General features: G+C 72.6%; 14 protein-coding genes. 4 read left to right on the forward strand and 10 right to left on the reverse strand.

Annotated features, from left to right (window positions below; translation table 11 throughout):
* Positions 1 to 58 precede the first annotated feature (58 nt).
* Entirely contained in the window at positions 59 to 946 is an 888-nt protein-coding gene (locus IE134_RS16885) for an SIS domain-containing protein (RefSeq protein WP_030717810.1), read from the reverse strand.
* A gap of 273 nt (positions 947 to 1,219) precedes the next feature.
* Here IE134_RS16885 and IE134_RS16890 point away from each other — a divergent pair, with 273 nt between their 5' ends.
* Positions 1,220 to 1,984, forward strand: coding sequence for an SDR family oxidoreductase (locus IE134_RS16890; protein ID WP_097986337.1), 765 nt, complete (start codon positions 1,220 to 1,222; stop codon positions 1,982 to 1,984).
* A 114-nt stretch (positions 1,985 to 2,098) separates the two neighbouring features.
* Here the strand turns inward: IE134_RS16890 and IE134_RS16895 are convergent, their stop codons facing one another.
* From IE134_RS16895 to IE134_RS16920, 6 genes are all read right to left on the reverse strand, one after another.
* Positions 2,099 to 4,993, reverse strand: a complete 2,895-nt coding sequence (locus IE134_RS16895; RefSeq protein ID WP_229823611.1) for a DUF5682 family protein — start codon at positions 4,991 to 4,993, stop codon at positions 2,099 to 2,101.
* A complete protein-coding gene (locus IE134_RS16900) occupies positions 4,990 to 6,120 on the reverse strand; it encodes an ATP-binding protein (RefSeq protein WP_030717819.1) in 1,131 nt (376 codons plus the stop codon). Before IE134_RS16900 ends, IE134_RS16895 begins: the two co-directional genes overlap by 4 nt.
* 100 nt (positions 6,121 to 6,220) lie before the next feature.
* Positions 6,221 to 7,609: a VWA domain-containing protein gene (locus tag IE134_RS16905; protein WP_189430925.1), complete on the reverse strand. Its 1,389-nt coding sequence runs from the start codon at positions 7,607 to 7,609 to the stop codon at positions 6,221 to 6,223.
* Complete coding sequence (locus IE134_RS16910) at positions 7,606 to 9,057, reverse strand: hypothetical protein (protein WP_030717825.1); 1,452 nt, start codon at positions 9,055 to 9,057, stop codon at positions 7,606 to 7,608. Before IE134_RS16910 ends, IE134_RS16905 begins: the two co-directional genes overlap by 4 nt.
* A complete protein-coding gene (locus IE134_RS16915; protein ID WP_030717829.1) occupies positions 9,027 to 9,545 on the reverse strand; it encodes a hypothetical protein in 519 nt (172 codons plus the stop codon). Before IE134_RS16915 ends, IE134_RS16910 begins: the two co-directional genes overlap by 31 nt.
* 48 nt (positions 9,546 to 9,593) lie before the next feature.
* Positions 9,594 to 21,863, reverse strand: a complete 12,270-nt coding sequence (locus IE134_RS16920; RefSeq protein WP_189430926.1) for a non-ribosomal peptide synthetase/type I polyketide synthase — start codon at positions 21,861 to 21,863, stop codon at positions 9,594 to 9,596.
* A gap of 169 nt (positions 21,864 to 22,032) precedes the next feature.
* On the opposite strand from IE134_RS16920, the gene IE134_RS16925 reads away from it, so the two are divergent.
* Positions 22,033 to 22,578: an AAA family ATPase gene (locus IE134_RS16925; RefSeq protein WP_030717835.1), complete on the forward strand. Its 546-nt coding sequence runs from the start codon at positions 22,033 to 22,035 to the stop codon at positions 22,576 to 22,578.
* A gap of 110 nt (positions 22,579 to 22,688) precedes the next feature.
* Here IE134_RS16925 and IE134_RS16930 read toward each other — a convergent pair whose 3' ends face one another.
* From IE134_RS16930 to IE134_RS16940, 3 genes are all read right to left on the reverse strand, one after another.
* Positions 22,689 to 23,018: an antibiotic biosynthesis monooxygenase family protein gene (locus IE134_RS16930; protein WP_030717837.1), complete on the reverse strand. Its 330-nt coding sequence runs from the start codon at positions 23,016 to 23,018 to the stop codon at positions 22,689 to 22,691.
* 65 nt (positions 23,019 to 23,083) lie between these two features.
* A complete protein-coding gene (locus IE134_RS16935) occupies positions 23,084 to 24,178 on the reverse strand; it encodes a sensor histidine kinase (protein ID WP_189430987.1) in 1,095 nt (364 codons plus the stop codon).
* Between the two features lie 55 nt (positions 24,179 to 24,233).
* Positions 24,234 to 24,941, reverse strand: a complete 708-nt coding sequence (locus tag IE134_RS16940; RefSeq protein ID WP_189430928.1) for a response regulator transcription factor — start codon at positions 24,939 to 24,941, stop codon at positions 24,234 to 24,236.
* Positions 24,942 to 25,029: 88 nt separating this feature from the next.
* Between IE134_RS16940 and IE134_RS16945 the strand changes: the two genes are divergently transcribed.
* Both IE134_RS16945 and IE134_RS16950 read left to right on the forward strand, forming a co-directional pair.
* Entirely contained in the window at positions 25,030 to 25,719 is a 690-nt protein-coding gene (locus IE134_RS16945; protein WP_189430930.1) for a M15 family metallopeptidase, read from the forward strand.
* A gap of 23 nt (positions 25,720 to 25,742) precedes the next feature.
* Positions 25,743 to 26,834: an endonuclease/exonuclease/phosphatase family protein gene (locus IE134_RS16950; RefSeq protein ID WP_229823612.1), complete on the forward strand. Its 1,092-nt coding sequence runs from the start codon at positions 25,743 to 25,745 to the stop codon at positions 26,832 to 26,834.
* Positions 26,835 to 26,851 lie beyond the last annotated feature (17 nt).

Below are 26,851 nucleotides of genomic sequence, written 5' to 3' on the forward strand. Positions count from 1 at the left end.
TGAGGACCGATCGGCGGGGAAGGGGCGGGGCCCGATGGGTCAGGCCGTGCCGCTGCCGTCAGGCCGTGGTGCTGAGGATGACCGAGCGGGTGAGGTGGCGCGGCCGGTCCGGGTCCAGGCCCCGCGCGTTCGCGATGGCCAGCGCCAGTCGCTGCACCCGGACCAGCTCCGCCAGCGGGTCGAGGCCCCCGGCCACCCAGCGGGCGCCGGTCGCGTGCACCTCGTCCATCAGCCCCGACGGGGCCTCACCGAGCATCCAGGTCGCAGTGGAGCGGGTGGAGATGCTGATCGGGCCGTGCCGGTACTCCATCGCCGGGTACGCCTCGGTCCAGGCGAGCGCCGCCTCGCGCATCTTCAGCGCCGCCTCGTTGGCGAGCCCTACGCTCCACCCCTGCCCGAGGAAGGTGAACTGGCTGCACTCCACCAGACCGGCGGGCAGCGGCTCGGCCAGCGCGACCTGGGCGTCCTCGACGACCGCGTCGCTGTGCAGACCCAGATGGGCGCGGAGCAGGGTCAGCGCCGAGGTCGCGAAGCGGGTCTGCACGACGGACTTCTCGTCGGCGAACTCGAGCACGATCGTGTCGTCGGCCATGGCGGCCATCGGGGTGTCGGGGTCGCCGATGACCACCGTGCGGCGGGTCGTATTACCGATCCGGCCGAGGAGCCCGAGCACCTCCGTCGTGGTGCCGGAGCGGCTCAGGGCCACGACCCGGTCGTAGGGGCGCCCGGCCGGGAACTCGGACGCGGCGAAGGCGTCGGTCTCACCCTGGCCGCTGCCCTCCCGGAGGGCAGCGTAGGCCTGGGCCATGAAGTACGAGGTCCCGCAGCCGACCACGGCGATGCGCTCGCCCGCCGCCGGAAGCCGGTGGGCCAGCCCGTCCGCCATACCGGCGGCCACCTGCCAGCAGTCGGGCTGGCTGGCCAGCTCCTGAGCCACGTGCGTCATCTGTGCTCCCTGTTCGCGGCGATCGATGCTCGAAGCTGCATATTAGGCAAGCGTTTCGAGCAATATCAAGCAGAAGGGGCGTCAGGTTCGTACGTCAGGCGCGGCGCCCCGCCCCCGCCTACGGGACCCCGACCGGGATCGGTCGCCGCCGGGGTGCCACAGTCGAGGGTGGGGTGTGCGCCACTTCGCGGTCGCGCATTCCGCCGCGGCCGATGGGTAGAGTGAATGCGTTTCGCGATATCTGCGGAAGGGCCGAGCTAGGGGGAACGATTTATGGGTTCGCTGACGGGAAAGGTCGCGTTGGTCACGGGTGCCAGCCGCGGCATCGGTCGGGCGATTGCCCGGCGACTTGCGCGCGACGGGGCCCTGGTCGCCGTTCACTACGGCGTGCGGGGAGATGTGGCGCAGGAAGTGGTCGAGGAGATCGCGAATACGGGCGGACAGGCTTTCGCGGTGGGTTCCCTGCTGGGGGTTCCGGGAGACGTCGAAGTCCTGTACGAGGCGTTCGGCGCCGGAATGGCTGACCGGGGAGAAGATCCGGTGCTGGATATTCTGGTCAACAATGCCGGTGTGAGCGGATCGGGGCGCATAAGTGACGCCTCGCCAGAGGTTTTCGACCGCCTGTTCGCGGTGAACGTGAAAGCGCCGCTCTTCCTCATCCAGCAGGGTTTGACCCTGATGCGGGACCGAGGCCGGATCATCAATATTTCGTCGGCCGCCGCCCACCGGTCTTTTCCCGAGTCCGTCACCTACGCCATGACCAAGGGGGCGCTGGAGACGCTGACGCTTGCGGTGGCAAAGGAAGTTGCGGAGCGCGACATCACGGCGAACACCGTGGTGCCCGGTTTCGTGGAGACCGACATGAACGCCCGGCGACGCGAGACGCCCGAGGCCGCAGCGGTGCTGGCCGCGCACTCCGTGTTCGGCCGCATGGGCCAGCCGGCCGACATCGCCGACGTCGTGGCCTTCCTCGCCTCGGAGGACTCCCGCTGGGTCACGGGCCAGAGCATCGACGCCACGGGCGGCATCGGGCTCTGAGGGGCGGACGGGCCGGTGCCGGGCTCGGAGGGGCCGACGGTACGGCTCCGAGCCCGGGCGGCGGACGGGCCTGTGCCGGGACGGTTGCGACCGCCCCGGCACCGCGCACCACCCTCACGCGCCCGTGAGCAGCGACTCCCACGCGATCGCGGTATCCGGGTGACGGGCTGTCAGTACAGCGCCGGCCGGGTCCGCCGGACCCTCGTCGGCAGCGGCCCACGCGCCGTCGCAGCCCAGCAGCTCCGCGACCGCGTCGAGCGTCCCCGGGTGCGCGAAGAGCAGGGCTGCGGCACGGCCCCCGCCACCGGCCGCCCGCATCCGGTCGCCGCCCGGCGCACCCTCCTCCGGCGCCTCCCGCCACGGCGGCACCCACGCGTCCAGCGCCGCGAGCCGAGCCGGGAAGACGCGCCCCGCCTCCCGGATCAACAGCGGGGCCAGATCCGCGGCCCCGGCGCGCAGGGTCGTGATCAGGCTCGGCAGCCACGGCAGCAGAACCGGGTCCGGCAGCCGCCCGAACGCGTTGGACACGGCCTCCACCACCACGTCCGCCAGCCCCGGCACCGGCACCAACGCATGCACGAAGCCGCTCAGATAGCGCGGATAGGCGGGCACCACCATCGGGTTGGCCAGCAGCTCACCGCAGCGCTCCCGCAGCTCGGCCCGCGACAGGGCGCCGAGCTGCACCTGTGCCGCCCACAGAAGCGCCGTCCGCTCCGGGTCCGTGGGGCGGGACTGGGCGACGGCCAGCTCCAGCTGGGCCCGGTCGCAGCCCAGGGACAGCGCGAGGCTCTCCATGCTGAACAGGAAGCCCAGCATCGCCGCCACCTGCCCCACAGTTGCGTCCTCGTCGGTGAACGCCGTCGGCAGCAAGGTGCAGTAGTGCGCGTAACCGGCCTTGACGAACGACTCCACCCACGGCGGCAGCACCGGCTCGGCGGTCCGGTAGTACGCCAGCAGCCCCCGCACCCGGCGCAGCACCTCCGGGGCCCCGTCCACCGCGCGCTCGGCGGCGAGAACCTCCAGGGCGCGGGCGCCCAGCTCATCGGCGAGCCGACGGCCGCCGAGATACAGCGTCGCGTCCTCGACGGCGGCGAGGACGCCCGCCGTCGTCGCCCGCGGCCCGTACGCATCGCGGCGCAGCCGCTGTTCGAGGACCTGCTCGATGCTCACGCCCTCGTACCCGAGCTCGATGAGCGCCCGCTGATGGGTGCCCAGCGCCAGGTCCCACGACTCCTGGATCGACCGTTCTCCGAGCTTCCGCTCACCCATGATCGGCCGGGCCGCGCCGTGCGGCATCAGCCGGCGCAGCATCCACAGCACGTCCGAGCACGCACCCAGCTCGGGGCGGGAGTTCATGTCCAGCAGCGCTCGCTGCACACCCCGCTGCTGGAGTTTCAACTCCAGCGGGGCGAGCCGGTCGTGCACATCACGGGCCAGCGGCGGCAGCGCGTCGTAACCGACCCGGCCGATCCGGTCGCCGCCCATCATGATCTCGACGAGCCGCCGCACATCGCGCCGGCCCGGCACCGCGTCCTTCTCGATGCAGGTGATCGCCGCGTCCTGGAAGTCGTACGGGGTGGGCTTGGCCCGGTCCCGCATCCCGGCGAGCAGGATCGACGTCTCGAACACCGCGATGGCGTCGGCGGTCGACGCCAGATAGCCGCTGCGCCGTGCGGCGCGCACGATGTCCACCGACCAGCCCAGCAACTCGGCCTCGTCCAGCGTGTCGAGGACCGGCGGCCGCCGCAGGAACCCGGAGAGCCGGTCCTCGGCCGCCTCCGGCGGGGGAGCGGCGACGGCGGGTGCGGCCTTCTTCGTCGCGCGGGGTTTCTTCGCGCCGTCCTGCCCGGTCAGCCGGTAGGGCTGCACCCGGGTGCGCTTCAGGTTCTTCGCCCACTGCGTCGCGGCGATCGACACCGACCCGGGGGCCAGCCCGAACTGCGCCTCGATCGCCGCGTGGCTGGACGGGATCAGCCCGTGCTGCCAGGTGGTGGCGGACCGGGGGGAGATGGTGAACGGTCCGCTGCCCGCCACCCCGAACTCCTCGACGCGGCTGGCCGCGTGGAAGGCGCCGCACACGTAGAGGCAGTCCTCCGGGTCCGCCCCGCCGGCCGCCAGATGCTCGCGGATCCGGGTCCACATGTACCGCTCACGGTCCTCGTCCACCCGGACCCGGTCCCCGTCGCCGGGAGCGAGCCGCCGGAACAGACTGCCGACGAGGAACATCACCTGGCGGTAGGCGTCGTGATCGCTGTCGCCGAGCGGCACCTCGACGTACTGGTGCCACCACTCCGACCAGTGCCGCACCTTGCCGTGGCGCAGCAGGTGCTCCTCCAGCTCGGCGAAGCGGGGCCGCAGGTCGCCGATCTCCACGCCGACCGCCTCGCCGTGCAGCGCGGCTTCGGGCTCCGGCACCCCGTCCGCCGGAGCGGAAGGCTCCTGCGGGGTGCGCTCGCCGTGGCGGCTGTCCCACTGGAAGACATGGTCCGAGGACCGGTCGACGAGGACCAGCTCGACGCCCGGGGTGTCCAGCGCGTACGCGATGGCCTGGTACTCGGCGGACGCCTCGGTGATCGGGGCGACGACCGACAGCGGCGCCCATTCCGCGGGGAAACCGTCGACGTCGCTCGCGAAGGCCTGGACCGCTACCGGCAGGCGGCAGTTGCGCAGCTCGTCCAGGAGCGGCGCCATGTCCTCGCACAGCTCCAGGTACACGACCTTGGGCTGCTTCTCGCGCAGCCGGCGGGCCATGGCGAGCGCGGAGGCGGGCGAGTGATGGCAGACCGGGAAGATCTCCAGCGGCTCGCGCACCGCCCGGTCGACGTCGTCGACCATGCCCAGGAGGATGCCCTCCAGGGCGCCGGGCCCGTCGGCGAAGGAGGTCGCGGCCTCGTGCAGCTGCTCGCGCAGCGCAGTGAAGGACGCCTGCCCGGGGCTGTTCGCGGACGGCCCTGCGGATCCGTTCGTGGAGGGTGTCCGGCCGGGACCGTTCGTGGGGGACCCGGTCATGACAGCGTGGCGATCGTGTCGCGGCCGCCGTCCAGGAACTCCGGCCAGGAGCCGCCCTCCTGCTTGCTGCGCGGCTCGACGACACCGTGCAGGTACTTGTTGAAGATGGCCAGGTCCTCGGGGTCGCGCCGGGCGAGGGAGCCGACGAGCGAGGAGGCGAGGGCCCGGGCGGTCAGCGTGCGTTCGCCGAAGAAGTTGCTGTGCAGGACGGCGTCCTCCAGCACACCGATCTGCTCCGCCGTCGACAGCGAGGACTCCAGCTTCTCGTCGTCGCTGCCCGCCGCCGCTGCCGACGCCCGCAGATCGGCGAAGCTCTGGAGCAGGACGTCGAGGAGCGTCGGCGGCACGTCCAGGTCGATCGCGTGACGGCGCAGCAGTTCCTCGGTGCGGAACCGGACGATCTCCGCCTCGCTCTTCTTGTTCGTCACGACCGGGATGCGCACGAAGTTGAAGCGGCGCTTCAGCGCGGACGACAGGTCGTTCACGCCCCGGTCGCGGCTGTTGGCGGTCGCGATGATCGAGAAACCGGGCTTCGCGAAGACGATGTTGTCGCCCGCGTCCGTGCCGTCGCTCTGCAACTCGGGGACGGAGATGTACTTCTCCGAGAGGATCGAGATCAGCGCGTCCTGGACATCGCTGGTGGAACGGGTCAGTTCCTCGAAACGGCCGATGGCACCCGTCTCCATCGCGGTCATGATCGGCGACGGGATCATCGACTCACGCGACTGTCCCTTGGCGATGACCATGGACACGTTCCACGCGTACTTGATGTGGTCCTCGGTCGTCCCGGCCGTTCCCTGCACCACCAGCGTGGAGTTGCGCGAGATCGCGGCGGACAGCAGCTCGGCCAGCCAGCTCTTCCCGGTGCCGGGGTCCCCTATGAGCAGCAGACCCCGGTCGGAGGCGAGGGTGACGATCGAGCGCTCGACGAAGCTCCGGTCGCCGAACCACTTCTGCGAGATCTCCCGGTCGAGGCCGTCGGCGCGCTCGGAACCCAGGATGAACAGCCGGACCATCTTCGGCGAGAGCCGCCAGGAGAACGGCTTGGGGCTGTCGTCGATCGACTCCAGCCAGTCGAGCTCCTCGGCGTACTTGGTCTCGGCGGGGGCACGCAACACGTCGGACATCGGAAAGCCTTTCTGAACAGGCGAGAAAGTGAAAGAAGGAAAGAGAGACACGACGGGGGAGCGCACGGGATGACGGGCGGCTGTCACACCCCGCAGGGCCTCAGGTGAGGAATGTCTTGAGTTCGTGGACGAGCTTGTTGATGTGCCCGGAGACCACGGGTGTGCCCAGGGCCTTGAACCGCTCCCGGAACCACGGGTTGACCTCCTGCCGCCCGGAGCTGGTCACCGAGCCGACGGGGATGAACTTCACCCCGGAGCGGTGAACGGCCTCGATGCCTTCGAACAGCGGCTGGGAGCGGTCGAACTCGTAGAAGTCCGAGATCCACACCATGACGGTGTTCTTCGGCTCGGCCATCTTCGGGCGCGCCATCGCCATCGCGACGGGGCCGTCGTTCCCTCCGCCGAGATTGGTGCGCAACAACACGTCGAAGGGGTCGTGCACCCACGGCGTCAGATCGATCGAGCGGGTGTCGTAGGCGATGAGATGGACGTCCACCTTCGGCAGCCCGGCGAAGATCGAGGCGAGAATGGTGCAGTTCACCATCGAGTCGACCATCGAACCGGACTGGTCCACCACGACGATCAACCGCTGCGGTGTCGTCCTGCGCACCGTGTGCCGGTAGTAGAGGCGGTCCACATACAGCCGCTCCTCCTCCGGACTCCAGTTGGTCAGGTTCTTCCAGATCGTGCGGTCCAGGTCCAGATTGCGGAAGACACGCTTGGGCGGCACCGAACGGTCCAGCTCGCCGACGGTGGCCTTCTCCACCTGCGTACGCAGCACCTCGGCGACCTCGTCGACGTAACGCCGGATGAGGGACTTCGCGTTGGCCAGGGCCACACCCGACAGGTTGTTCTTGTCCCGCAGCAACTGCTCGATCAGCGACATACTGGGCGTCAGCCGCGCGGCCAGCGCCGGATCGGCCAGCACCTCCCGCAACCGCATCCGCCCCACGAGCTCCGCCTCGATCGCCGCCAGCTCCGGCCCGAGACCGCCGCCGTCCAGGCCCGCGCCCGACGCCCGCCCGCCGCGAAGCCCGCCCGGCGGACAGCCCAGCGCACGCTCCAGCCACCCGGCATCGGACTGCCAGCGCGCCAACTGCTCGGCGCTCACCGCGCTCGAACCGGTCGCGAAGACATTCAGCAGCACCTTCGACACCAGCGCGGCACGCCGTACTTCCGCAGCCCAGTCACGGGAGCCGTCCGCAGCGTCCTCCGGCACCATCAGCCCGTCGAACTCGGCGGCCAGCTCCGGATGGCGCTGCACGACCGAGTCGAGCGACGTCCCGGGATCCAGCAGCGCGGACGGCAGGCCGATGTCCTCGACCACCCCCAGGCTCGCCGACTCCAGGGCGGGCTGCTCCTCACCGTCGAGGAGACGGGCCAGGAGCCGCCAGTACAGCACCTGACGGCGGTTCTCGTACGGGTCGGGGCCAGAAGGGGACAGGTCGGCGACGGGGCCGGGCGACTGCCCGGTGAGGTCCTCGGTCATTTCCGCAACAGCCTTCCCGCGCGCTCGCGCAGCACGGCGACGGCATCGGTGGCGGCCTTCTCCGCCCGGACACCGGCCTTGTCGGTGGTGCCGCCCGCCCACGCCCCGGCGTGCACGGCGACGGTCTTCTTCCGCACGGTCGTCTCGACCGCGAGCGGCTGGAGGATGAACGCCCCGGCATCCCAGCGCAGCAGCCCGAGGCAGGCGTGGGAGGCGGCGACCGCCTCGGGCGTCAGCGGACCGGCGGCAGGTATCCGGTCGGTGTCCACGGCCAGGAGCTGCCCGGCGAGATCGAACGCGAGCCGCCCCTCCTCGCTGCGTGCGGCATACCCCTCCAGCAGCACCGGCACGGCGATCCGCACGGGATGCCGGTCCAGCGGAGCGACACGGGCGGCCGTCGCGGCGGACAGCCTCACCCGCGCCGTGGCGAAGGGATCGGCCGGCTCACCCGCACGGGCCCGCTCGTCGTCCCAGAGCAGATCCCCTTCGGCGGTCACCGGCATGGCGTCCAGCTCCATCGAGCGGCCCTCGCTCACGGCACCGAGCAACGACATCCGGGGACGCAGCAACTGCCACAGTCCCGCCCCGACGACCGTGTCGGGCTTCGGCGCCGACACCCCGGCACGCACCAGACGGGGCGCACCCCCGTCCGCCGGCTCGAACACGGCATGGACCTGGGCCTGAACGGCTGTCGCATGCTCCTGCACATCAACCCCGAGCGGCAGCAGCCGACCCGTCACCGAGCCGTCGGACCGCTCCCCGGTGGAGCCCGGCACCGTCAACAGCAGGGCGCGCGACCACAGATCGGCCCAGCGGCGCACCGGAACGCGCTCCAGGGTCACGCCCGGGCAGGAGGCGGCGAGCTCGGCGGCGAACCCGTCGAGCAGCGTCGCCCGGCGGCGCAGCTCCGGGTCGGTCAGCATCGCGGAGACCACCGGGGCGGCCCCGGCGACGAGCTCGTGATCGATGCCCCGCCAGCCGCTGCGCGCGAGGTCGCACAGCCAACTGCGGGCCGCCGCGAGGAGGTTCGTCCCGTGTTCCGGCCCGGCGACGGCCGGAGACGACTTCTCCCCGGCTACGGCCGGAGAGGGCTCCTCCTCAGGAGCGGGCCTGCCGACAGCCTCGTCGATGCGCAGCGCCAACGCGTCGTGCACGGAACCGAGCAGCGCACCGCGCGCGGCGGCGAGCGCCACGAAGTGGTCCTCCCCGGCGGCCCCGGCCGCCGCCCGCTCGGCCGCCTCCGCGACCCGTGCGGCCAACGGCGTCCCGGCGACGGCCTCGGCGAGCCCGGCGACCGCGGCCGCCTGCGCGGGCCCCGGCCGCAGCAGACCGGCCACCAGCGCCCCGTCGAACGCGTCCACGGCGGCGAGCGCCTCGTCGAGCCCCTCGACCGGATCGGCCAGCAGATCCCCGCGCATCAGGCCACCGCCCGCGTCGGCGGGAACCACTGCATCTCGGGCAGCGGCGAAGTGACCGGTGCCAGTTCGAGATAGGCGAGGTGCCGCAGGAACCGGCTGAACACCTGGGCGGCCGCCGAGGAGTCGTCCTTCACCGGCCGCGTCGCGGTCATGGCGGCGGTGAGGGACTGCGCGTCCGGCTCCCCGTCCGGGGGCTCCACCGCGAGATAGCGGGCGACGCGCTCGGCGCCGTACTGCAGCACCGCCTCGGCGACGAGCGCCTGGATGTGCTTGCAGAACATGCCGCGCGCACCGCCGCAGGGCCGGTTGTTGTTGGTGCTGCACGCGAACGCGTACGTCCGCGCCGCCACCGACGACACATAGACCCGCCCGATGTCCGACCCGCTGGAGACGACCCCCTGCAACCGCCCGTCGGCCAGTTCGACGAACGGCACCTTGGCCAGCTTCCGCGGGCGCGCGGGCGCCATCACCCGCGCGGTACTCGACTGCTCCCAGACCGACAACGCGCCAACTCCCATGCATGCGAAAGGGGACGTCCACGCCCTCTCGGCGGGACATCAACGAACTTAATCCCGACCACTGACAACGCCTTCGATCATCCCCGGGCCGATGGTGCGGGTGAGGAGGTGCAGGGGCGCGGCCCGGATGCCCGCCGCCTCGGCCGCCTCCCAGTAGGCGAGCCCGGTGGCCGCGCCGACCGGACCGTGGACGAGCGGCACCGCGGCACCCGAGGCGTGGAGCAAGGACTCCAGCCGGCAGGAAGCGATCGCGTCCGCCACCATCGGCTGCGCCAGGTAGCCGGCCACCGCGGCGGCCGGCAGCCCCTCGGCCACCTGACGCTCGGCGGCCCCGGCGCTCAGCAGCCCGCCCCCGACGACCAGGACGTCCTTCGCCCGTTCCATCCGCCCGAAGGCGCGCGACGTGTCGAAGCAGTGCGGGAACGAGTCGTCGACCACCGTCGTACCCGGGGCGAGAGCATCGATGTCCAGAAGTGTGCCGCCCCCGCTGACCGCCGCGACGATCAGACGGGCCCCGTACACGGCGTCGGGCAGCCCCTGATCCGACTCGACCACCTCCACGACCTCGGCGAGGCCTCGTTCCAGAAGACTGTCCGCCAGCTCCTTGAGACGCGGCCCGCTGCCCGGTACGTCACAGAGCAGCAGCCGGGCGGGCGGTTCCTCGGCCAGGGTGAGCAGCAGTTCCAGCGAGGAGGAGCCGATCGAGCCGAGCCCAACGAACGCGACGGTGAGGGAGCCCAGTTCCTGCTCCGTCGCGTCGAGAGCGGCGTGCACGGTCCTGACGACGGACACGACGGTCGCCGCGTGACCGGTGGTGACGGCAGGGACGGAGTCCGTCGTCCCGACGGCCCGCAGGACGTCGAAGCCGTAACCGGTGAGAGACGGGATCATTCCGGCCAGGGACACGGCCCGCGCCCCCAGGGCCGAGGCGAGCTCCACCCCGCGCGTGGTGTGCCCGAGCAGGGCGTCTCCGGGGGCGAGTTCGTCCGCGAACAGCGGGACGCACACGAAGCCCGAACGGCCCAGCGGCGTACGCAGAGTCTCCAGGAGCCGCGGCCGCCCGTCGGGGAACAGCAGGCTCCGCAACTCCTCGCGCGGCAACGCCGCCTCCGGCAGACCGGCCAGCCGGGCGAGGTCGGCCGGGGACGGCAGATAGCCGACGAGCGCGGCGTCCACCGGCTCGTCCCGGCCGGTGAGGTCCGGCTCGCCGAGCCGGCTGGGACGACCTGCTCCGTCGAGTCGCCCGGGGCCGGTCCTGGGCACGGTGGAGGCCGCCGCGTGCGCCAGACCGTCGCGTACCGCGTCCGCGAAAGCAGCCAGCGCCTCCGGGGTGAACGCCGTGGCGACCGCGCGGACGGTGACCCGCAGCCGCCCGCCCTCCGGACCGGCGGAAAGGAACACATCCGTACCGGCCGGAGGCGGCGTGTACACGCTGTCGCCGTCCTCCCGGCTGACCGTCAGGCCCGCTCCGCTCTCCGGGCCCAGGGCGGAGAAGTCCAGATAGGTGAAGAAGAACTGCGAGGCCAGGGGCAGCCCGTTGGGAAGCGCAGGCACGGCCCCCTCGTACGTCCGTGCCTCGGCGGCCTCCGCGGCGAGGCGCCGCAGATCGTCCTCGAACCCCGCACCGTCCCTCCGCCCCGACGCCGGACCCGCGGGCCGGAGCGGAACAGCCGTGGCGAAGGGGCCGAACACCCGGTGCACGTCGGGCAGGGCGTGGTCCCGGCCGCTCACGGCGAGACCGAGCACCAGATCCGCCCGGCCGGTGGTGGCCGCGAGCGCCCGGTAGTAGGCGGTGAGAACGGGTGCGTAGAGGGTGGTTCCGCCGCGCGCGGCGAGCCCGCGCAACGCCTCCACCTGGTCGGCGTCGACCGTGAACCCGTAGGTGTGGAAGAGCGGGTTCGTCGCGTTGTCCGACCGATCGCTGGTGTCCGTACCGGCGGAGAGCACGGGTGGCCGGTAGGGGGCGCTGAGCCGGGCCCACCGGCCGTCGTGGGACGGGGCCGCCGCGGGTGCGGCAGGCGCGGCTGAACGTTCCGCGAGGCGGACGGCGTGGTCGCGGAAGGTGCTGCGCAAGGGCGCCTGAGCCGGTACGTCACCCCGGGACAGGGTGTCGTACACGGTGATCAGCTCGCGTACCAGGAGCGCGGCGCTGTAGCCGTCACCGATGATGTGGTGGGCGTGCGCCACCAGGACGTGCTCGTGGGGAGCGACGGTGAGCACCCGCAGGCGCAGCAGGGGCCAGGCCCAAGGCTCGAAACGGCGCGCGCGCTCGGCGGCGACGCGCTCCTCCACCCGGTCCGGGTCGGTGAGGGTCTCGAAGTCGACCGGCAGGCGCAGCGAGGACGGCAGCTCCTGCTGGACGGCCGGGCGCGCCCCGGCGGGGAAGACCGTGCGCAGCATCGGGTGGCGCCCGACGAGCGTGTCCACCGCGCTCTGGAAGCGGGCGGTGTCGAGGCGGCCGTAAAGGCGGAACCGAGAGAGCCAGGACGAGGTCGTGCCCGGTGCGATGGCTTCGGCCAGCAGGAAACCCCGTTGGGTGGGGGTGAGAGGGAAGGGCGTGGGGGCCCCGGCGTCGGAGGCGGCACCGGCGGCGGTATCAACTGCGTTGTCGGAGGCCTCGGCTGCCGCCGCGTCCACGGCGGAGGCGAGGGCCGCGAGTGTGCGGTTGCGGTAGATGACGGTAGGCCGGGGGAGCGGCCCGCCCTGCTTCTCCAGTCGGGCGAACACCTCCAATACGAACAGGGAGTCACCGCCCAGGACGAAGAAGTCGTCCTCGCGGCACACGTCGTCGGCCTGGAGCAGCGCGGACCAGATGGCGGCGAGCCGGATCTCGGTCGGCGTGCGCGGCGCGGTACGGGTCGCTGCCGTACGGGACGGTGAAGGCGGTGGCGCTACTCCGAGGGCCGGCAGCGCACGGCGGTCGATCTTGCCCGTGCCGGTGAGCGGCATCGTGTCGACACGGGTGATCCGGGACGGAATCATGTACGCGGGCAGCGACTCCGCAAGGTGACGCCGCAGGGCAACGGCATCCACTCCGGACGAACCGGAAGCTCCGGACGAACCGGGCCCAGGAGTCACGAAGGCGGAAAGGCGTCCGTCCTCGGCGAGAACGACGGCGTGGGTGACATCGGGATGCGTCTGGAGCACCGCTTCGATCTCGCCCGGCTCGACCCGGTTGCCGCGGATCTTCACCTGGTCGTCCAGCCGCCCGAGGAACTCCAGGGTGCCGTCCTTCGAACACCGCACCCGGTCGCCGCTGCGGTACCAGCGCCGCCCGCGCCGAACGGTGAACGCGGCCTCGGTCAGGGCCGGTTCGCCGAGGTACCCCGGGGTCAGGCCGATTCCGGCGATGAGGAGTTCGCCCGCCTCACCGGAGCGGAGCGCCTCCCCGTCGGGTCCGACGACCTCCACCTCCGTGCCCGACACCGGGCGGCCGATGGGCAGTCGCCGCACCTGGTCGTCGGGCCGGTCGCTGATGATGTGGCAGCTCGTGTTGATGGTGGCCTCGGTGGGGCCGTACAGGTTGGCGATGCGCTGACCGTCGCCGAAGAGGTCGAACCAGCGGCGTACGTGCGCGGGTGACAGGGCTTCGCCGCCGACATGGACCCACCGGAGCGCGGACAGGTCCGGCAGCGGTGCGCCGGTGCGTACCCGTGCCTCGGAGGCGCTGAGGAGCTGTTCCCAGAGCGTGGGGACGGAGCTCCAGACGGTGATCCGGCGGCGTTCGACGTGGGTCAGCAGCCGGTCGGGATCGCGCAACAGGTCCCAGCCGACCGTGACCACGGTGGCGCCGACGAGCAGCGGGGCGAGGAGCTGGCGGACGGAGGCGTCGAAGCAGGGCGACGCGGTCTGGGCGAGCCGGTCGTGCTCGTCGTAGCCGAAGGTGTCGATGGCCCAGTCGAGGTAGTTCTCCATGGACCGGTGGGTGATGGGCACGGCCTTGGGCCGGCCGGTGGACCCGGAGGTGAAGATGACGTACGCGATGCCGTCTGCGTCGACCAGGGTGCCGGGCGCGGGCGCCCCCTCCGCGTGCCGCACGAAGTCCCGTGAGAGCGGCGACGGCGGTACGTCGACGGGCACCAGGGTCACGTCGCCGAGCGCTTCCCCCACCGCGCGGGTCGGTGCGTGACAGAGCACCGCACGAGCCCCGGAGCGCGTCAGCTGGTCGACCAGGCGCGCGGTCGGGTGCCCCGCGTCCAGCGGAACCCAGCCCGCCCCGGCGCGCAGGGCCGCGACGACGGCGACGACGGTGTCCGCGCCGGGTTCGGTGAGGAGCCCGACGAGGCTGCCCGGGGTGACGCCGTGGGCGCGGAGAGAGGCCGCGAGAGCCTCCGAGGCACGGTCGAGATCGCCGTACGTCAGGGTGGCGGCGCCGGTGTCGACGGCGACCGCGTCCGGGGTGGCCCGGAACCGCTCGACCAGTCGGCGTACGAGCGTGGCGGACCCGGAGGCCGGGAGGGGCGCGGCGGCGGCCGCCGTTGCGGCCAACTCGTCGTGGAATTCACGGTCCAGCCGAGCTACCGTCTCCGGGGCGAAGAGCCGGACGGGGAAGTTCCACGAGAAGCGCAGGACGGTCTCGTCCTGCCAGCACAGCAGGCTCAGCCGGGTCGCGGCGGTGGCGGTGCCGGCGGCGGTCGGCCGCACGCTCACCGGACACCGCTCGTCGAGGGCGGCGGGGAAGCGCGAGAAGCTGAAGCCGGCCGGGCTGACCGTCCGGGGGCCGGACCCGGCGGGGTCCGTCGGCAGCAGCCGTGCCAGGTCCAGGCCGCTGAGACCGGCGTGCTGCTCGCTCTCCAGCCAGATCGCCGCCAGCCGTTCGGCCAGGGCTCCGACGGGCTCGTCCGGGTCCGTGGAAGTCAGCAGGGGGAGCGTGTCGGCGAGCGGTCCCACAAGCCGGTCCAGGCCCGCCAGCCGGTCGTCCCGGCGGGCGCGGGCGACGTTCACCGCGATCTTCCGCTGCCCGCTCCACCGTGCCAGACAGCGCACGTGCACGGCGAGCAGCAGATGGAACAGGCTCACCCCCTGATCGGCTGCTCGCTTCTCCAACGCGGCGGTCAGCGCCGGGTCGAGACTGCTCTGATGCGTGGTCAGGGGGGCCGAGGGAAGGGCGCGCGGATCACCGTCGTACGGCAGGCGCAGCGGCTCGCCCCGGGAGGCCAGCCGGCCCGTCCAGTACCGCCGGTCGGCGGCGAGGTCGCGTGCGCCGTCCGCGGAGGACCGCTGTTCGGCGGCAGCGGCCGCGTACCGCGCGAAGTCGGTGCCGAGCGCGGGCAGTGTCGGTGCGTCGCCGTGGGCGAAGGCGGTGTAGAGCGACCAGAGTTCCCCGGCCAGGACGTTGAGGCTGTATCCGTCACCGGCCGCGTGGTGGATCACCAGCACCAGATGGGACAGCTCCGGGCTCTCCCGCGCGAGGACCGCCCGCAGGGGAGACTCGGCGGAGAGATCGAACGGCCGGTTGCACAGGGCCGTTTCGAGCTCTTCGATACGACCGGGCAGCTCGCGGACCTCGTACCAGGTGGACAGGGCGGAGGGCGGCGCGACGTGCTGCGCCGGTGCAGCGGAACCGATCCCGTCCTCAGTGCTGTTGGTGCCGGCGGTGTTCTCGATGCGGATCCGCAGCATGGTGTGCCGGTCGGCGAGCGCGGAGAGCGCCCGGCCCAGGAGCCGGGTGTCCAGGGGCCCCCGGACGGTCTGGCGGACGAAACCGTGGGCCGGGACGTCCGGGTGGAGCCGGCTGCTGGTGTGCAGGGCCAGTTGGACGGGGGTGAGCGGGAAGGGGGACCCGTCCGGGACGGGGTCCGGCGTTCGCGCGAGGGCGGGGGAGACGACGCTGGCGGGTGTGCTGTCGAGGTGCGCGGCCAGTTCGGCGACGGTCCGGTACTCGAAGAAGAGAGTGGCGGGCAGGGTCGTGCCCAGCTCCCGTTCGAGCTGCCTGACGAGGTCGACGGCGGCGAGCGAGTCGAGGCCGAGAGCGAGGAACGGTTCGTCGTCCGGAACCTCGGTGGCGGGCAGTCGCAGCGCGGAGGCGAGCAGGCGCCGCAGCAACGCGGCGGTGTTCGTGCCGGTGCCGCTGTCCTCGGTGGGCGTCCGGCCGGAGGCCGCCGATCCCGATTCCGTGGCTTCTGTTGTCGTAGCCCGGGCTTCCGGGGAATTCGGGGCCACAGGAGCCGAAGGCGGTGTCAGATCAGCGAGCAGCAACTGCGCCGCGTCGACGCCGCAGGCCATGCGGAGCGCCGCCAGCGCGGGAGCGAGAGCAACGGGCCGCCCGCCGGAGTTCCGTACGGTGGTGGAGCCCTCTCCCGTCCCGGTTCCGAGCGTCGCCGCCATGCCCGTACCGGCCAGGGCGGCGAGGTTCACGGACTGCCAGGGCCTGCCCGCGTGTCGTTCCGACGCGGCGAACGCGTCGAGGAAGGCGTTGGCACCGGCGTAGTCGCCCAGCGCGCCCGCCAGTCCGGGCAGCACGGCACTCACGGAGGAGAAGGCGACGCGGACCGCCGGGTCGAGCCCGTGCCGGCGCAGGGCCAGAGAGAGGAGCAGGGTACCCCGGGCCTTGGCGGCCAGGGCGTCCGCCGTCTCCTCCGGGCGCCTGTTCCGCAGGGTGCCGGGGCGTACGACGCCCGCGGCGTGGAAGAGGGCGTCGAGGCCGGGCAGTTCGGCGAGGAGCGCGTCGACATCCCGCTCCACCGAGACGTCGGCCACGCGGTAATGGACGGTGGCGCCCAGCGTACGGAGCTCGTCGGCCAGCCCCACGGGAAGCCCGGGGGAGCGCCCGGTGAGGACGAGGGTGGGCCGGCCCCGGCCCGCGAGGTCCCGGGCGAGGGCGGCGCCGATTCCGCCGCCGCCCCCGGTGATGAGGAAGGTGCCGTCGGGCGGCAGCGCAGACCGTGTCGACTCGGCGGGTGCTGAGGCGTCGGCCGCCGACGGTACGAATCGGCGGGTGAGCCGTCGTCCCGCCCGCCGGGCGACGATGGTCGTGCTGCCCGGGGTATCGCTGGACCCCAGCTCGGCCAGTACGGCCGTCAGACGCTGGGACGGTGTGTCCAGCGAGCAGAGATCGAGGGCGGTTGCCGCAGCACGCGGAGTCTCCTGAGGCAGCGCCATCAGGAGTCCGCCGAGGACGGCATGGGCGGGCCGTGGCCTTTCCCGTCCGGTGCCTGTGGCATGCACGTCCTCGGTCACCACGAGGAGCCGGCTGGCGTGCGATTCATCGAACCGTGCGAGGGCCTCGCCGAAGGCGGCCGTCGCGGCGTCGTGGACCCGGCCGAGCGCGTCGCCGGTGTCCTGGACGGGAGCAGGCCCGGCCACCAGGACCACGGCATCCGGCCGCCCGGCGTCACCCGCTTCGTACCGACGTACACCTGCGGCGGCAAGCTGTGAGGCGAGCCGATCGACGGACGCGGGGTCGGGTCCGGTCAGCAGCACCGAACGCACGGACCTCGCCGACTCCTCCGACCTCGCCGCCTTTCCGGGCAGGGCGTCGTCCTCCCACAGGACCTCGTGCAGGAGCGGACGCGCGGGCGGATCGGCCCAGTAGCGGCGGCGCTGGAAGGGGTAGGTGGGCAGGGGAACGCGGTGGTGGCCCGCGTCCAGCGCGGTCCGGTCCAGCGGCATGCCGAGCGACCAGAGCCGGCCGACGGTCCCCAGAAGGTCCCCGCGTCCACCGCACCGGTCATCAGGCAGCCGTGCGGGTTCAGTGCGGCCGGCGGAACGTCCCGTTAGTGCGCTCATCACCGTGACGCCGCCGCCGGACTCACCGGGCGCGTACGCCTCCGTCGCCGCGCGGACCGGACCCGACAACGTCGCCCCGTGGCCGACCTCCACGAAGGTGTCGTACCCCTCCCGGGCCAGACGTTCCACGGCCGCCCCGAACAGCACCGGGCGTTCGGCGTGGTCGCGCAGGTACTCCGGGTCGAGGACCGGCTGCCACGCGCCGGTGACCGTGCTCATCAGGGGCACCGACGGGGCTTGCGGGGGCAGCGCACGGGCCGCGTCGGCGAGTTGGTCGGACACCGGCCGCATCAGCGGTGAGTGGAAGGCCCGCGAGACTCGCAGACGACGCGTGGGGACCCCCTGGGCGTCGAGGGCGAGGGCGGCGCGTTCCACGGCGGAGACGGTGCCGGACAGGACTTGGAGTCCGGGACCGTTGTACGCGGCCACGGTGAGGTCCCCACCGGACTGCGCCACCGCCGCTGCGACGGCATCCTCACCCCCGCGAACGGCGAGCATGGCACCGGGTTCGGTGAACGCACCCATGAGACGGCCGCGTTCGGCCGCGAACCGTACTGCCTCCCGGAGCGTCAGCACCCCGCTGACACAGGCGGCGGCGATCTCCCCGACACTGTGCCCGGCGACCGCTGCGGGCTCCACACCCCAGGTACGGAGCTGGCGGGCGAGCGCCACCCCGGACGCGACGAGCAGCGGCTGGGCCACCTCGGTCATGGCCTGCGCGGCCGGATCCACCTTCGGGTCCAGCCCCCAGTCCAGCAGAGACCTCCCGCAGACAGGGCCGAGGAGCGCGGACGCCTCGTCGAACGTGTCCCGGAACACCGACGCCGTCCGGTACAGCGCCCGGTCCTGGCCGGGGGACTGGGCGCCCTGTCCGGGAAAGAGGAAGACGACGCGCGGCCGGGACCGGACGACGCTCGCGCCGGGCAAGCCGGTTGCGCCTGTCCCAGCGGGCCCGCCCGCTCCGCCCGTCCCCGCCCGCCCACCCGATCCGCCGGTCTCGGCGGCGATGGCGGCGAGCCGATCCCGTAGATCACCGTCGGCGATGACGGCGAGCCGGTGGGGCCCTTCGTCCCAGGCGGTGCTCGCGGTACGGCAGACATCGCCCTCCCGCAGTCCCGGACGGCTTTCCAGATGCGTGGCGAGCCGGTCCACCGCGTCCCGGAGCGCACCCGCACTCTGCGCCGAAAGGGTCAGCAAATGAGGCCCCTCGACGGCGACTTCACGTACGGCACCCGCCGACGACGATGACGAGGCAGACCCGGTCGGCGACGGCGGGGTCGGGGCCTGTTCGAGAACGGCATGGGCGTTGGTGCCGCCGAAACCGAACGCGTTGATCCCCGCGACGAGGGGCCCGGCGGACGTCCAGTCGCGAGCCTCGGCGACCACGGAGAAGCCCGCAGGGGCCACGCCCGGCGCGGGCGGGGTGTGGTGCAGCGACGGCGGCAGCCGACGGTGGCCCAGCGCCAGCACGACCTTCACCAGCGCGGGCAGCGCGGCGGCGTTGAGCAGATGCCCGATGTTCGTCTTCACCGAGCCGAGCAACCGCAGCTCGCCGTCGGGCCGTTCGGGAAACGCGTGGGCCAGCGACCGCAGCTCGATCGGGTCGCCGACGGCTGTGCCCGTCCCGTGGGCCTCCACATAGGTCACGGATGCGGGATCGACGCCCGCCGCCTCGTACGCCCGGGTGATGACCTCGCGCTGCCGCAGCGGATTGGGCGCCATGAGGCTCATCGACCGGCCGTCGTTGTTGACGGCCGTCCCCCGGACCACCGCAAGCACCTCGTCGTCCGCGAGCCGGGCCGCGTCGAGACGGGTCAGGACGATCGCCGCCCCGCCCTCACCAGGGACGAAGCCGTCCGCGTCGGCGCTGAAGGCGCGGCTGCGCCCGGTGGGGGACAGGGCCTGCGCCGCTTCCAGGAGCCGGTGCGGGGTCGCGGTCAGGTGGAGGTTGACCCCACCGACGACGGCGAGGTCGCACTCGCCGTCCAGCAGACTGCGCCGGGCCAGATGCAGGGCCACCAGACCCGACGAGCAGGCGGTGTCCACGGCGAGGGCGGGACCGTCGAGGTCGAGGCTCTGCGAGACGCGGGCGGCTGTCAGGGCGGGCAGATTGCCGGTGAGCGTGGTCGGCAGCGGAGAGCCGTCGGCCGAAGCCCGGTCCAGGACCTCGCGGTAGCCGCTGTCGCCGACCGCCGCGAACACACCGACCCGGCGACCGCGCCGACGGGGCCCCGCGTACCCGGCGCGTTCGAGTGCCTCGTGCGCGAGTTCCAGGAAGAGCCGCGCCTGCGGGTCGATCGCGCGCGCTTCGTCCTCGCCGATACCGAAGTAGTCGGCGTCGAAGGCGGCCGGGTCCTTGAGGAGCCCCGCCCAGCGCTTCGGGGGAGCGGCCTGACGGTCGCGGGTGTCGTCGTCCCAACGTCCGTGCGGTACGGGGGTGATGGCGTCGTGCCCGTCGATGAGCAGGTCCCAGAAGTCCTCGGGGGTGTCGGCGCCGGGGAACCGGCACGCCATCCCGATGACGGCTGCGACGGCTTCCCCCTCTTCTCCGGTCCTTGCTGCCCCGGGAGCGGACACCGCCGGACCGGGCACCACCGTCAGAAGGTGACCGGCGAGGGCGGCCACCGTGCCGTGGTCACGGATGACTGCCGGAGGCAGCGTCACTCCGAAGGCGTCCTCCAGCGCCACCAGGACCTCCATCGCCTTGAGCGAGGTTCCCCCGAGCCTCCCGAACGGCTCGTGCACACCGATCGACTCGGCGGTCCGGTCCAGCACGCGCGCCCACACCTTCCGGACGGCCTCGACGGTCTGAGCCCGCGACCGGGGCACGTCGACCTGCGGGACGTCCGCGCGGGGGGCGTCCGCCCGGGGCTCCGCCGCCGGCCGTACCGTCGCGAACGAACCAGTCCCGAACGAATCAGCCCGGAAGACGCGGGCCTCGAACCCACCCGCTTCGAACCCACCCGCTTCGAACCCACCCGCCTCGAATCGCTCCCGCAACCGTCGCCGCTGCAGCTTGCCACTCGTCGTACGGGGGAACGCCCCCGGAGGCAGGGCCAGCACCCGCACGTCGTCATGGAGCAGCGCCTCGCGCACCCGCGCCGCGACGTGTTCGAGCACCTCCGTCGCCTCGCGAGGGGGCCGCGCCCAGGGGACGAACACCACGACGCGCTCCGCACCCGTGACCGGGTCGGTCGAACCGACCACCGCCGGGGCGCCGGGAGGCGCCCCGGGTGTCGCGGCCGCGACCTCCTCCAGGTCCGTGGCGTGGAAGGTACGGCCGTTGAGGAACAGCACGTCCTTGTGGCGGCCCGTGACGCACAGCCGGCCGTCCCGCAGGAACCCGAGGTCACCGGTGCGCAGCCACCCGTCGGTGAACGTCTCCGCGCTCACGCCGGGAAGGCCGTGGTAGCCACGGGCCAATTGGGGACCGCGCACCATGATGTGCCCGACCCGCCGGTCACCGAGGACATCGCCCCGGTCATCGACGATGCGCACGGCGCAGCCGGCCACCGGCTGCCCGACGTCCATCAACTCGACCGCGTCGTAGCCCGGTTCGGTGTCCACGGCCACGCCGTCGCTCAGTGACGCCCGGTCCAGGACCAGCGGCTCGGCCACTTCGCCCGGCGGCGGGAAGGTCACCGCGAGCGTCGCCTCCGCCAGGCCGTAGACGGGCTGGGCCGCCGCCGGATCCAGCCCCGCAGGCCGCGTCTTGGCCGCGAAGGCACGCCACACCGCGGGCGCGATCGGCTCCGCCCCGACCAGGAGCAGCCGCACGGCGGAGAGGTCCAGCCGGGCCAGGACGTCGTCGGGAACGCGGCGTTCGGCCAGGGCCAGGGCGAAGTTGGCCGCGGAGAGCACCGTGGCCCGGTGCCGGGCCGCCACCTCGAACCACAGGCGGGGGCGCTTGGCGAACGACAGTGGACCGATTTTGACCTGCCGGGCCCGGGCGGCCAGCGGAGCGAGATGCGTACCGATGAGCCCCATGTCGTGGAAGTACGGCATCCAGCTGACCACCACGTCGTCGGCGCTCAGCGCGGAGGCGGCCCGTATCTGCTCCAGATTGGCCAGCACCGCACGGTGCGTCACCTCCACCCCCTTGGGCGCACCGGTGCTTCCCGAGGAGAACTGCAGGAACGCGACGTCGTCGCGCCCGCCGGGTGCGGGTTCCCGCAGCAGCGGCCCCGCGCGCAGGGCATCGAGGGTCAGGGCACGTGCGCCGTCGGGAAGCTCATCGGCCAGCATCGCGGTCGAGGCGTCCACGACGAGGGGCGGCCGCCCCAGCTGCTCCCACACCGGCAGGACCCGACGGGTGTCAGCGGCCAGCGGAACGGGAACGAGACCGGCCGCCACCGAACCCCAGAACATCGGCTGGAAGTCCTCGCTGCGATCCGCGAGCAGCGGCACACAGGTCCCGGGCGCGACGCCCGCCTCCCGGAAGCCACCGGCCACCCGCAGGGAATCCTCCAGAAGCTCGCGCAGGGTGACCGTCAGCTCGCTTCCGTCGCCACGGACGTGTACGACGATCTGCCCGGGGGCTTCACGGACCGCGTCCAGCAGTACATCCAGAAGTGTCATGTGGTGCTCCACCGGTCGATCGATCCGTTCTGCGCGAGTTCGCCGAAGTTCCCGGAGGTTCTCCGAAGAATGATCTTAAAAACGCGCGGCCCGGGGGGAATCAACCGCCGGGAGGAGACCGCGTGCACCCTGGGAGTGACATGGACGAGTGCGGCCCCGGGCCGGGCCCGGGGCCGCTAGCGTGATCGCCGTGAAGGTGGGCACGGAAGAGACCCGGCTGATCGTCCTGCGCGGCAACAGCGCGTCGGGGAAGTCGAGCGTCGCTGCCGGTCTCCGCCACGGATTCGGCCGCGGACTGGCCGTCGTCGCGCAGGACAACCTCCGCCGCACGGTGCTGCGCGAACGTGACCGGCCGGGGGCGGCGAACATCGGCCTGATCGATCTGACGGCGCGCTACGCCCTGGACGCCGGCTACCACGTGGTGGTCGAAGGCATCCTCTACGCCGACCACTACGGCGACATGCTCGCCCGGCTGCGCGCCGACCACCGGGGCCCGACCCACGGGTACTACCTGGACGTCCCGTTCGCCGAGACCGTGGCCCGGCACGCCACCAAGCCCATCGCCGACGAGGTCGACGAGAACCAACTGCGCGACTGGTACCGCCCCCGCGATGTACTGCCCGACGGACGGGAGACCGTGATCGGCTCCGACAGCGTTCTGGACAGGACCGTCCACCGCATCATGCTCGACTCCGGCCTGGCCGGACTGCCGCCCGTCGACCGCTGACGCACCGGGGCCCGGCCCAGCGGCCTTGCTGCCCCGCACCCAAGGGGGAGCGACCTGCCCGGCCGGTCATGGGCCGGCCGGGCCAGGGGCACACATCGGTGCGCGCTCGCCTACGCGCCCTTCGGCGCCGCCTGCTGCACGACCTCGAAGGACCACACGGTGGACCCGCTCGCCGCAGGCTTGGGGCGCTCGCCGCCGGAGGCGTCACCGCCCTGGTGGGCCGCCTTCATCGGACCCTCCATCCACGCCTGGAAGGAGGCCTCGTCACGCCAGCGCGTGTAGACGAGGTAGTCGTCCGTGCCCTCGACGGGCCGGAGCAGCTCGAACCATTCGAATCCGTCGGAGCTCTCCACGGCATGGGCGCGGGACGCGAAGCGCTTCTCCAGCGTCTCGCGCTGTTCCTGGGGGACGGTCAGCACATTGATCTTGACTACGCTCATGGCACCATCCTGCCGTACGAGGTGCGGGCCCCGTCGCTTCAGGGGGAGTGAAGAGGTCGCGCCGGTCAGCCGTCCCCGCTCCCGGCGGCCGACGGGAGCTCGACCGTGACGCGCAGCCCGCCGCCGGTGAGCGGAGCGAGGACGAGCGTCCCGTCGTGTGCGCGAGCGATGGTCTCGACGATGGCCAGGCCGAGGCCCACCCCGGCGTGGTGGGTACGCAGGCGTTCGGCGCCCCGCTGGAACGGTTCGGTGAGCGTCGCGACCAGCTCGGGGGAGAGGGGGACACCGGTGTTCTCGACCGCCAGCACCACGGTCTCGGCGCCGACGCTCGTCGTGACCTGGACGGTGCCCCCTGCCGGCAGGTTGTGGACGATGGCGTTGTGCACGAGGTTCGTGGTCAGCTGCAGCAGAAGCGCCGGCGATCCGGTCGTGGCGGCGATGTCGCCCCGCGTCTCCAGGGTGACGCCGCGCTCTTCCGCGAGGGGGAGGAGGCTCTCGGAGGCCTCTTCCGCGAGCAGTGACAGGTCGACGCGTTCCCGGGCGAAGGAACGCCGGTCCGCCCGACTGAGGAGGAGCAGCGCCTCGGTGAGGTCGATCGCCCTGCTGTTGACGGCATGGAGGCGGTCGATGATCTCGCCGGTGTCGTGGTCCGGATCGGCGCGGGCCACCTCCAGCAGCGTCCGGGAGACCGCGAGCGGCGTCCGCAACTCGTGGGAGGCGTTGGCCGCGAAGCGCTTCTGCTCGGCGACGTGCGCCTCCAGCCGGGCGAGCATCGTGTCGAAGGCGTCGGCGAGTTCACGGAACTCGTCCTTGCGGCCGGGCAGCCGGATCCGGTGGGAGAGCGATCCGTGCGTGGTGGTGCGGGTGGCTTCCGTGATCCGGGTCAGCGGGGCGAGCATGCGGCCGGCCAGGAACCATCCGCCCACGAGCCCGAAGACGAGCAGGATCACCAGCACGGTGCCCGCCGCCGGGGCGAAGGTGTACGCGAGGAGCTGACGGTTGGGGTTCTCGTACAGCATGCGCTGGTTCCAGTCATCGGGAACGTACTGCAGGAGATACACCCACACCGCCGTGAGCAGCAGGATCCCCGCGACCATGAGGAACCCGGCGTAGCTGAGGGTCAGCTTGAGGCGGACGCTCAACCCGGGCCGCCTGACCACGGGCCCGGCGGGCGGGACCCCCGTCCCCTCGGCCCCGGCGGCGGTCCGCTCGCCCCTAGCCACGGTTCTCTCCGTTCTGCCCGTCTCCCCGTCCGGCGTCGGCAGCCGGTTCGATGCGGTAGCCGACGCCGGGAACGGTCGCGATGATCCTGGGTTCTCCGAGGCGCTTACGCAGAGCCGATACGGTGATGCGCACGGCGTTGGTGAACGGATCGGCGTTCTCGTCCCAGGCCCGTTCGAGGAGTTCCTCGGCGCTGACGACACCGCCCTCGGCGGCGATCAGGACTTCGAGCACGGCGAACTGCTTCCGCGTCAGCGCGACATACCGGCCGTCCCGGTACACCTCCCGGCGGAACGGGTCGAGCCGCAGCCCCGCGATCTCCCGCACGGGCGGCCTGCTGTGGGCCCGTCTGCGGTCGAGCGCCCGGAGCCGGAGGGCGAGTTCGCGGAGCTCGAAAGGTTTCGTGAGGTAGTCGTCGGCGCCGAGTTCGAACCCGGAGGCCTTGTCGTCGAGCCGGTCGGCGGCGGTGAGCATGAGGATCGGGGTGCCGCTGCCGGACGCGACGATGTGCCGGGCGATGTCGTCACCGGAAGGACCGGGCACATCACGGTCGAGGACGGCGATGTCGTAGGCGTTGACGCTCAGCAGCTCCAGCGCGGTGTCGCCGTCGCCCGCGATGTCGGCCGCGATCGCTTCGAGACGCAGACCGTCGCGGATGGCTTCCGCCAGATAGGGCTCGTCCTCGACGATCAGCACACGCATGTCCCTGATGGTAGGAGTCGCCGCATATCGTCGGCGTATCGAAAAGCACATACGCGCCGGCAACTCCGCGCTGCCTTGACTGGGCAGCATGACTCGACCCCCGCCGTCGGCGCGTACGTCGACCCTCCGGTTCCGCACACCTCTTGTCGTCGGCCTGGTGGCCGTCCTGGCAGCGATCGTCGTCGCCCTCGGCCACCCGCTGCTGAAACCCTCCTCGGACTCGACGGCCACCCCGGGCCAGGACTTCTCGCCCTTCCTGCCCGCCCCGTCCCTCTCCGACCGGCCGCCTTCGCACGCCCCGCACCGCGAGAGCCGGGGCGCGCTCGACGAGTCCGACGGTGTCGTACCCGACGGGGTGACGGTCCTCGACGACGAGGTTCCGGCGGTGGCCAACCTCGACGCGGAGCTGCTCGACGCCCTCCGCCGCGCCGCACAGAACGCCGCCGACGACGGAATCACGTTCACCGTCAACAGCGGCTGGCGTTCCGCCGCGTACCAGAAGGAACTGCTCCGCAAGGCGGTCGCGCAGCACGGCTCGGAGGCCGAGGCCGCCCGCTGGGTCGCCACCGCGACGACCTCTCCCCACGTGGCGGGGGACGCGGTCGACATCGGGCCCGACAGGGCGACGGACTGGCTCTCCGAACACGGCTCCGCGTACGGGCTGTGCCGGATCTACCGGAACGAGCCCTGGCACTTCGAGCTGCGCACGGACGCGGCGGACCGAGGCTGCCCGCGCATGTACGCCGACCCCACCCAGGACCCGAGGATGCGACAGTGACCGGCAGCGAACGAGGACAGACGATGGCGACGCAGTTGGACCGAGCGAACGGGGCAGACGCGGCCGCTGCCGAGGCACGGACGAAGGACGCGGCCGACCCGTCGGAGAATTCGGGCACGTCGCGCACGCCCGGAACACCCCGAGCCTCGGGCATCTGGCGCCGCGGCCGGGTCCTCGCGACGGCGGCGCTGCTGCTGGGCCTGCTCCTGCTGCTGCACGCGAGCATCCCGAACCGGATCGGGAACCTCGGCAGCCTGGTCGAGACCTTCCTGCCGTGGTGCGGCCTGTTCGTCCCGCTGCTGCTGGCCGGCGCGTTGCTGCGCCGCTCCGCCCCCGCGCTCATCGCCCTGCTCCTGCCGGTCGTGGCCTGGCTGAACCTCTTCGGTGGACTGCTCACCGACAAGTCGCACCCAGGTGGCGACCTCACGGTGGCCTCCCACAACGTCGGCGCGGACAACCCCGACCCGGTCGGCACCGCCCGCGCCCTGGCCCGCTCCGGTGCGGACGTGCTGGCACTGGAGGAGCTGGCCGACCGCGCCCGGGGGACGTACGAGAAGGAACTGGCGACGGCGTACCCGCACCACACGGTGCAGGGCACGGTCGGGCTGTGGAGCAGGTTCCCGTTGTCGGACACCCGCCCGGTCGACGTCAAGATGGACGCCGGACCGCTGGGGGACGCCAAGCCCGCCGAGGTCAAGATGGCCTACAACCGGGGGATGCGGACCACGGTGACCACGGACCACGGGCCGCTGGCGGTGTACGTGGCCCACCTCGGGTCCGTACGCGTGAACCCCAGGGCCGGGCTGTCGTCGGGCCAGCGGGACGCCGGCGCGCAGTCGCTGGGCCAGGCCGTCGCCGCCGAGGAGAACGAACGGGTGGTGCTGCTCGGTGATCTGAACGGCGCCCTGGACGACCGCGCGTACGCCGGGCTCACCTCCCGGATGGAATCGGCCCAGGAGACGGCGGGGGCCGGCTTCGGCTTCAGCTGGCCGTCCACGCTCCCCGTGGTACGGATCGACCAGATCCTCGTACGTGGCGTGAAACCGGAGAGCGCCTGGGTGCTGCCCGCCACCGGCAGCGACCACCGGCCCGTGGCGGCCCGGATCAGCTGGTGAACACGATGAATGTGGTG

Source organism: Streptomyces rubiginosohelvolus (assembly GCF_014649875.1).
Lineage (GTDB): Bacteria > Actinomycetota > Actinomycetes > Streptomycetales > Streptomycetaceae > Streptomyces > Streptomyces rubiginosohelvolus.

Excerpts from the sequence above, each read along its gene's own strand:
- IE134_RS16885 (WP_030717810.1), bottom strand. The coding sequence starts at position 946 with ATGACGCACGTGGCTCAGGAGCTGGCCAGCCAGCCCGACTGCTGGCAG.
- IE134_RS16915 (WP_030717829.1), bottom strand. The coding sequence starts at position 9,545 with ATGGGAGTTGGCGCGTTGTCGGTCTGGGAGCAGTCGAGTACCGCGCGG.
- IE134_RS16940 (WP_189430928.1), bottom strand. The coding sequence starts at position 24,941 with ATGCGTGTGCTGATCGTCGAGGACGAGCCCTATCTGGCGGAAGCCATC.
- IE134_RS16945 (WP_189430930.1), top strand. The coding sequence starts at position 25,030 with ATGACTCGACCCCCGCCGTCGGCGCGTACGTCGACCCTCCGGTTCCGC.
- IE134_RS16930 (WP_030717837.1), bottom strand. The coding sequence starts at position 23,018 with ATGAGCGTAGTCAAGATCAATGTGCTGACCGTCCCCCAGGAACAGCGC.
- IE134_RS16900 (WP_030717819.1), bottom strand. The coding sequence starts at position 6,120 with ATGTCCGACGTGTTGCGTGCCCCCGCCGAGACCAAGTACGCCGAGGAG.
- IE134_RS16950 (WP_229823612.1), top strand. The coding sequence starts at position 25,743 with ATGGCGACGCAGTTGGACCGAGCGAACGGGGCAGACGCGGCCGCTGCC.
- IE134_RS16905 (WP_189430925.1), bottom strand. The coding sequence starts at position 7,609 with ATGACCGAGGACCTCACCGGGCAGTCGCCCGGCCCCGTCGCCGACCTG.
- IE134_RS16895 (WP_229823611.1), bottom strand. The coding sequence starts at position 4,993 with ATGACCGGGTCCCCCACGAACGGTCCCGGCCGGACACCCTCCACGAAC.
- IE134_RS16890 (WP_097986337.1), top strand. The coding sequence starts at position 1,220 with ATGGGTTCGCTGACGGGAAAGGTCGCGTTGGTCACGGGTGCCAGCCGC.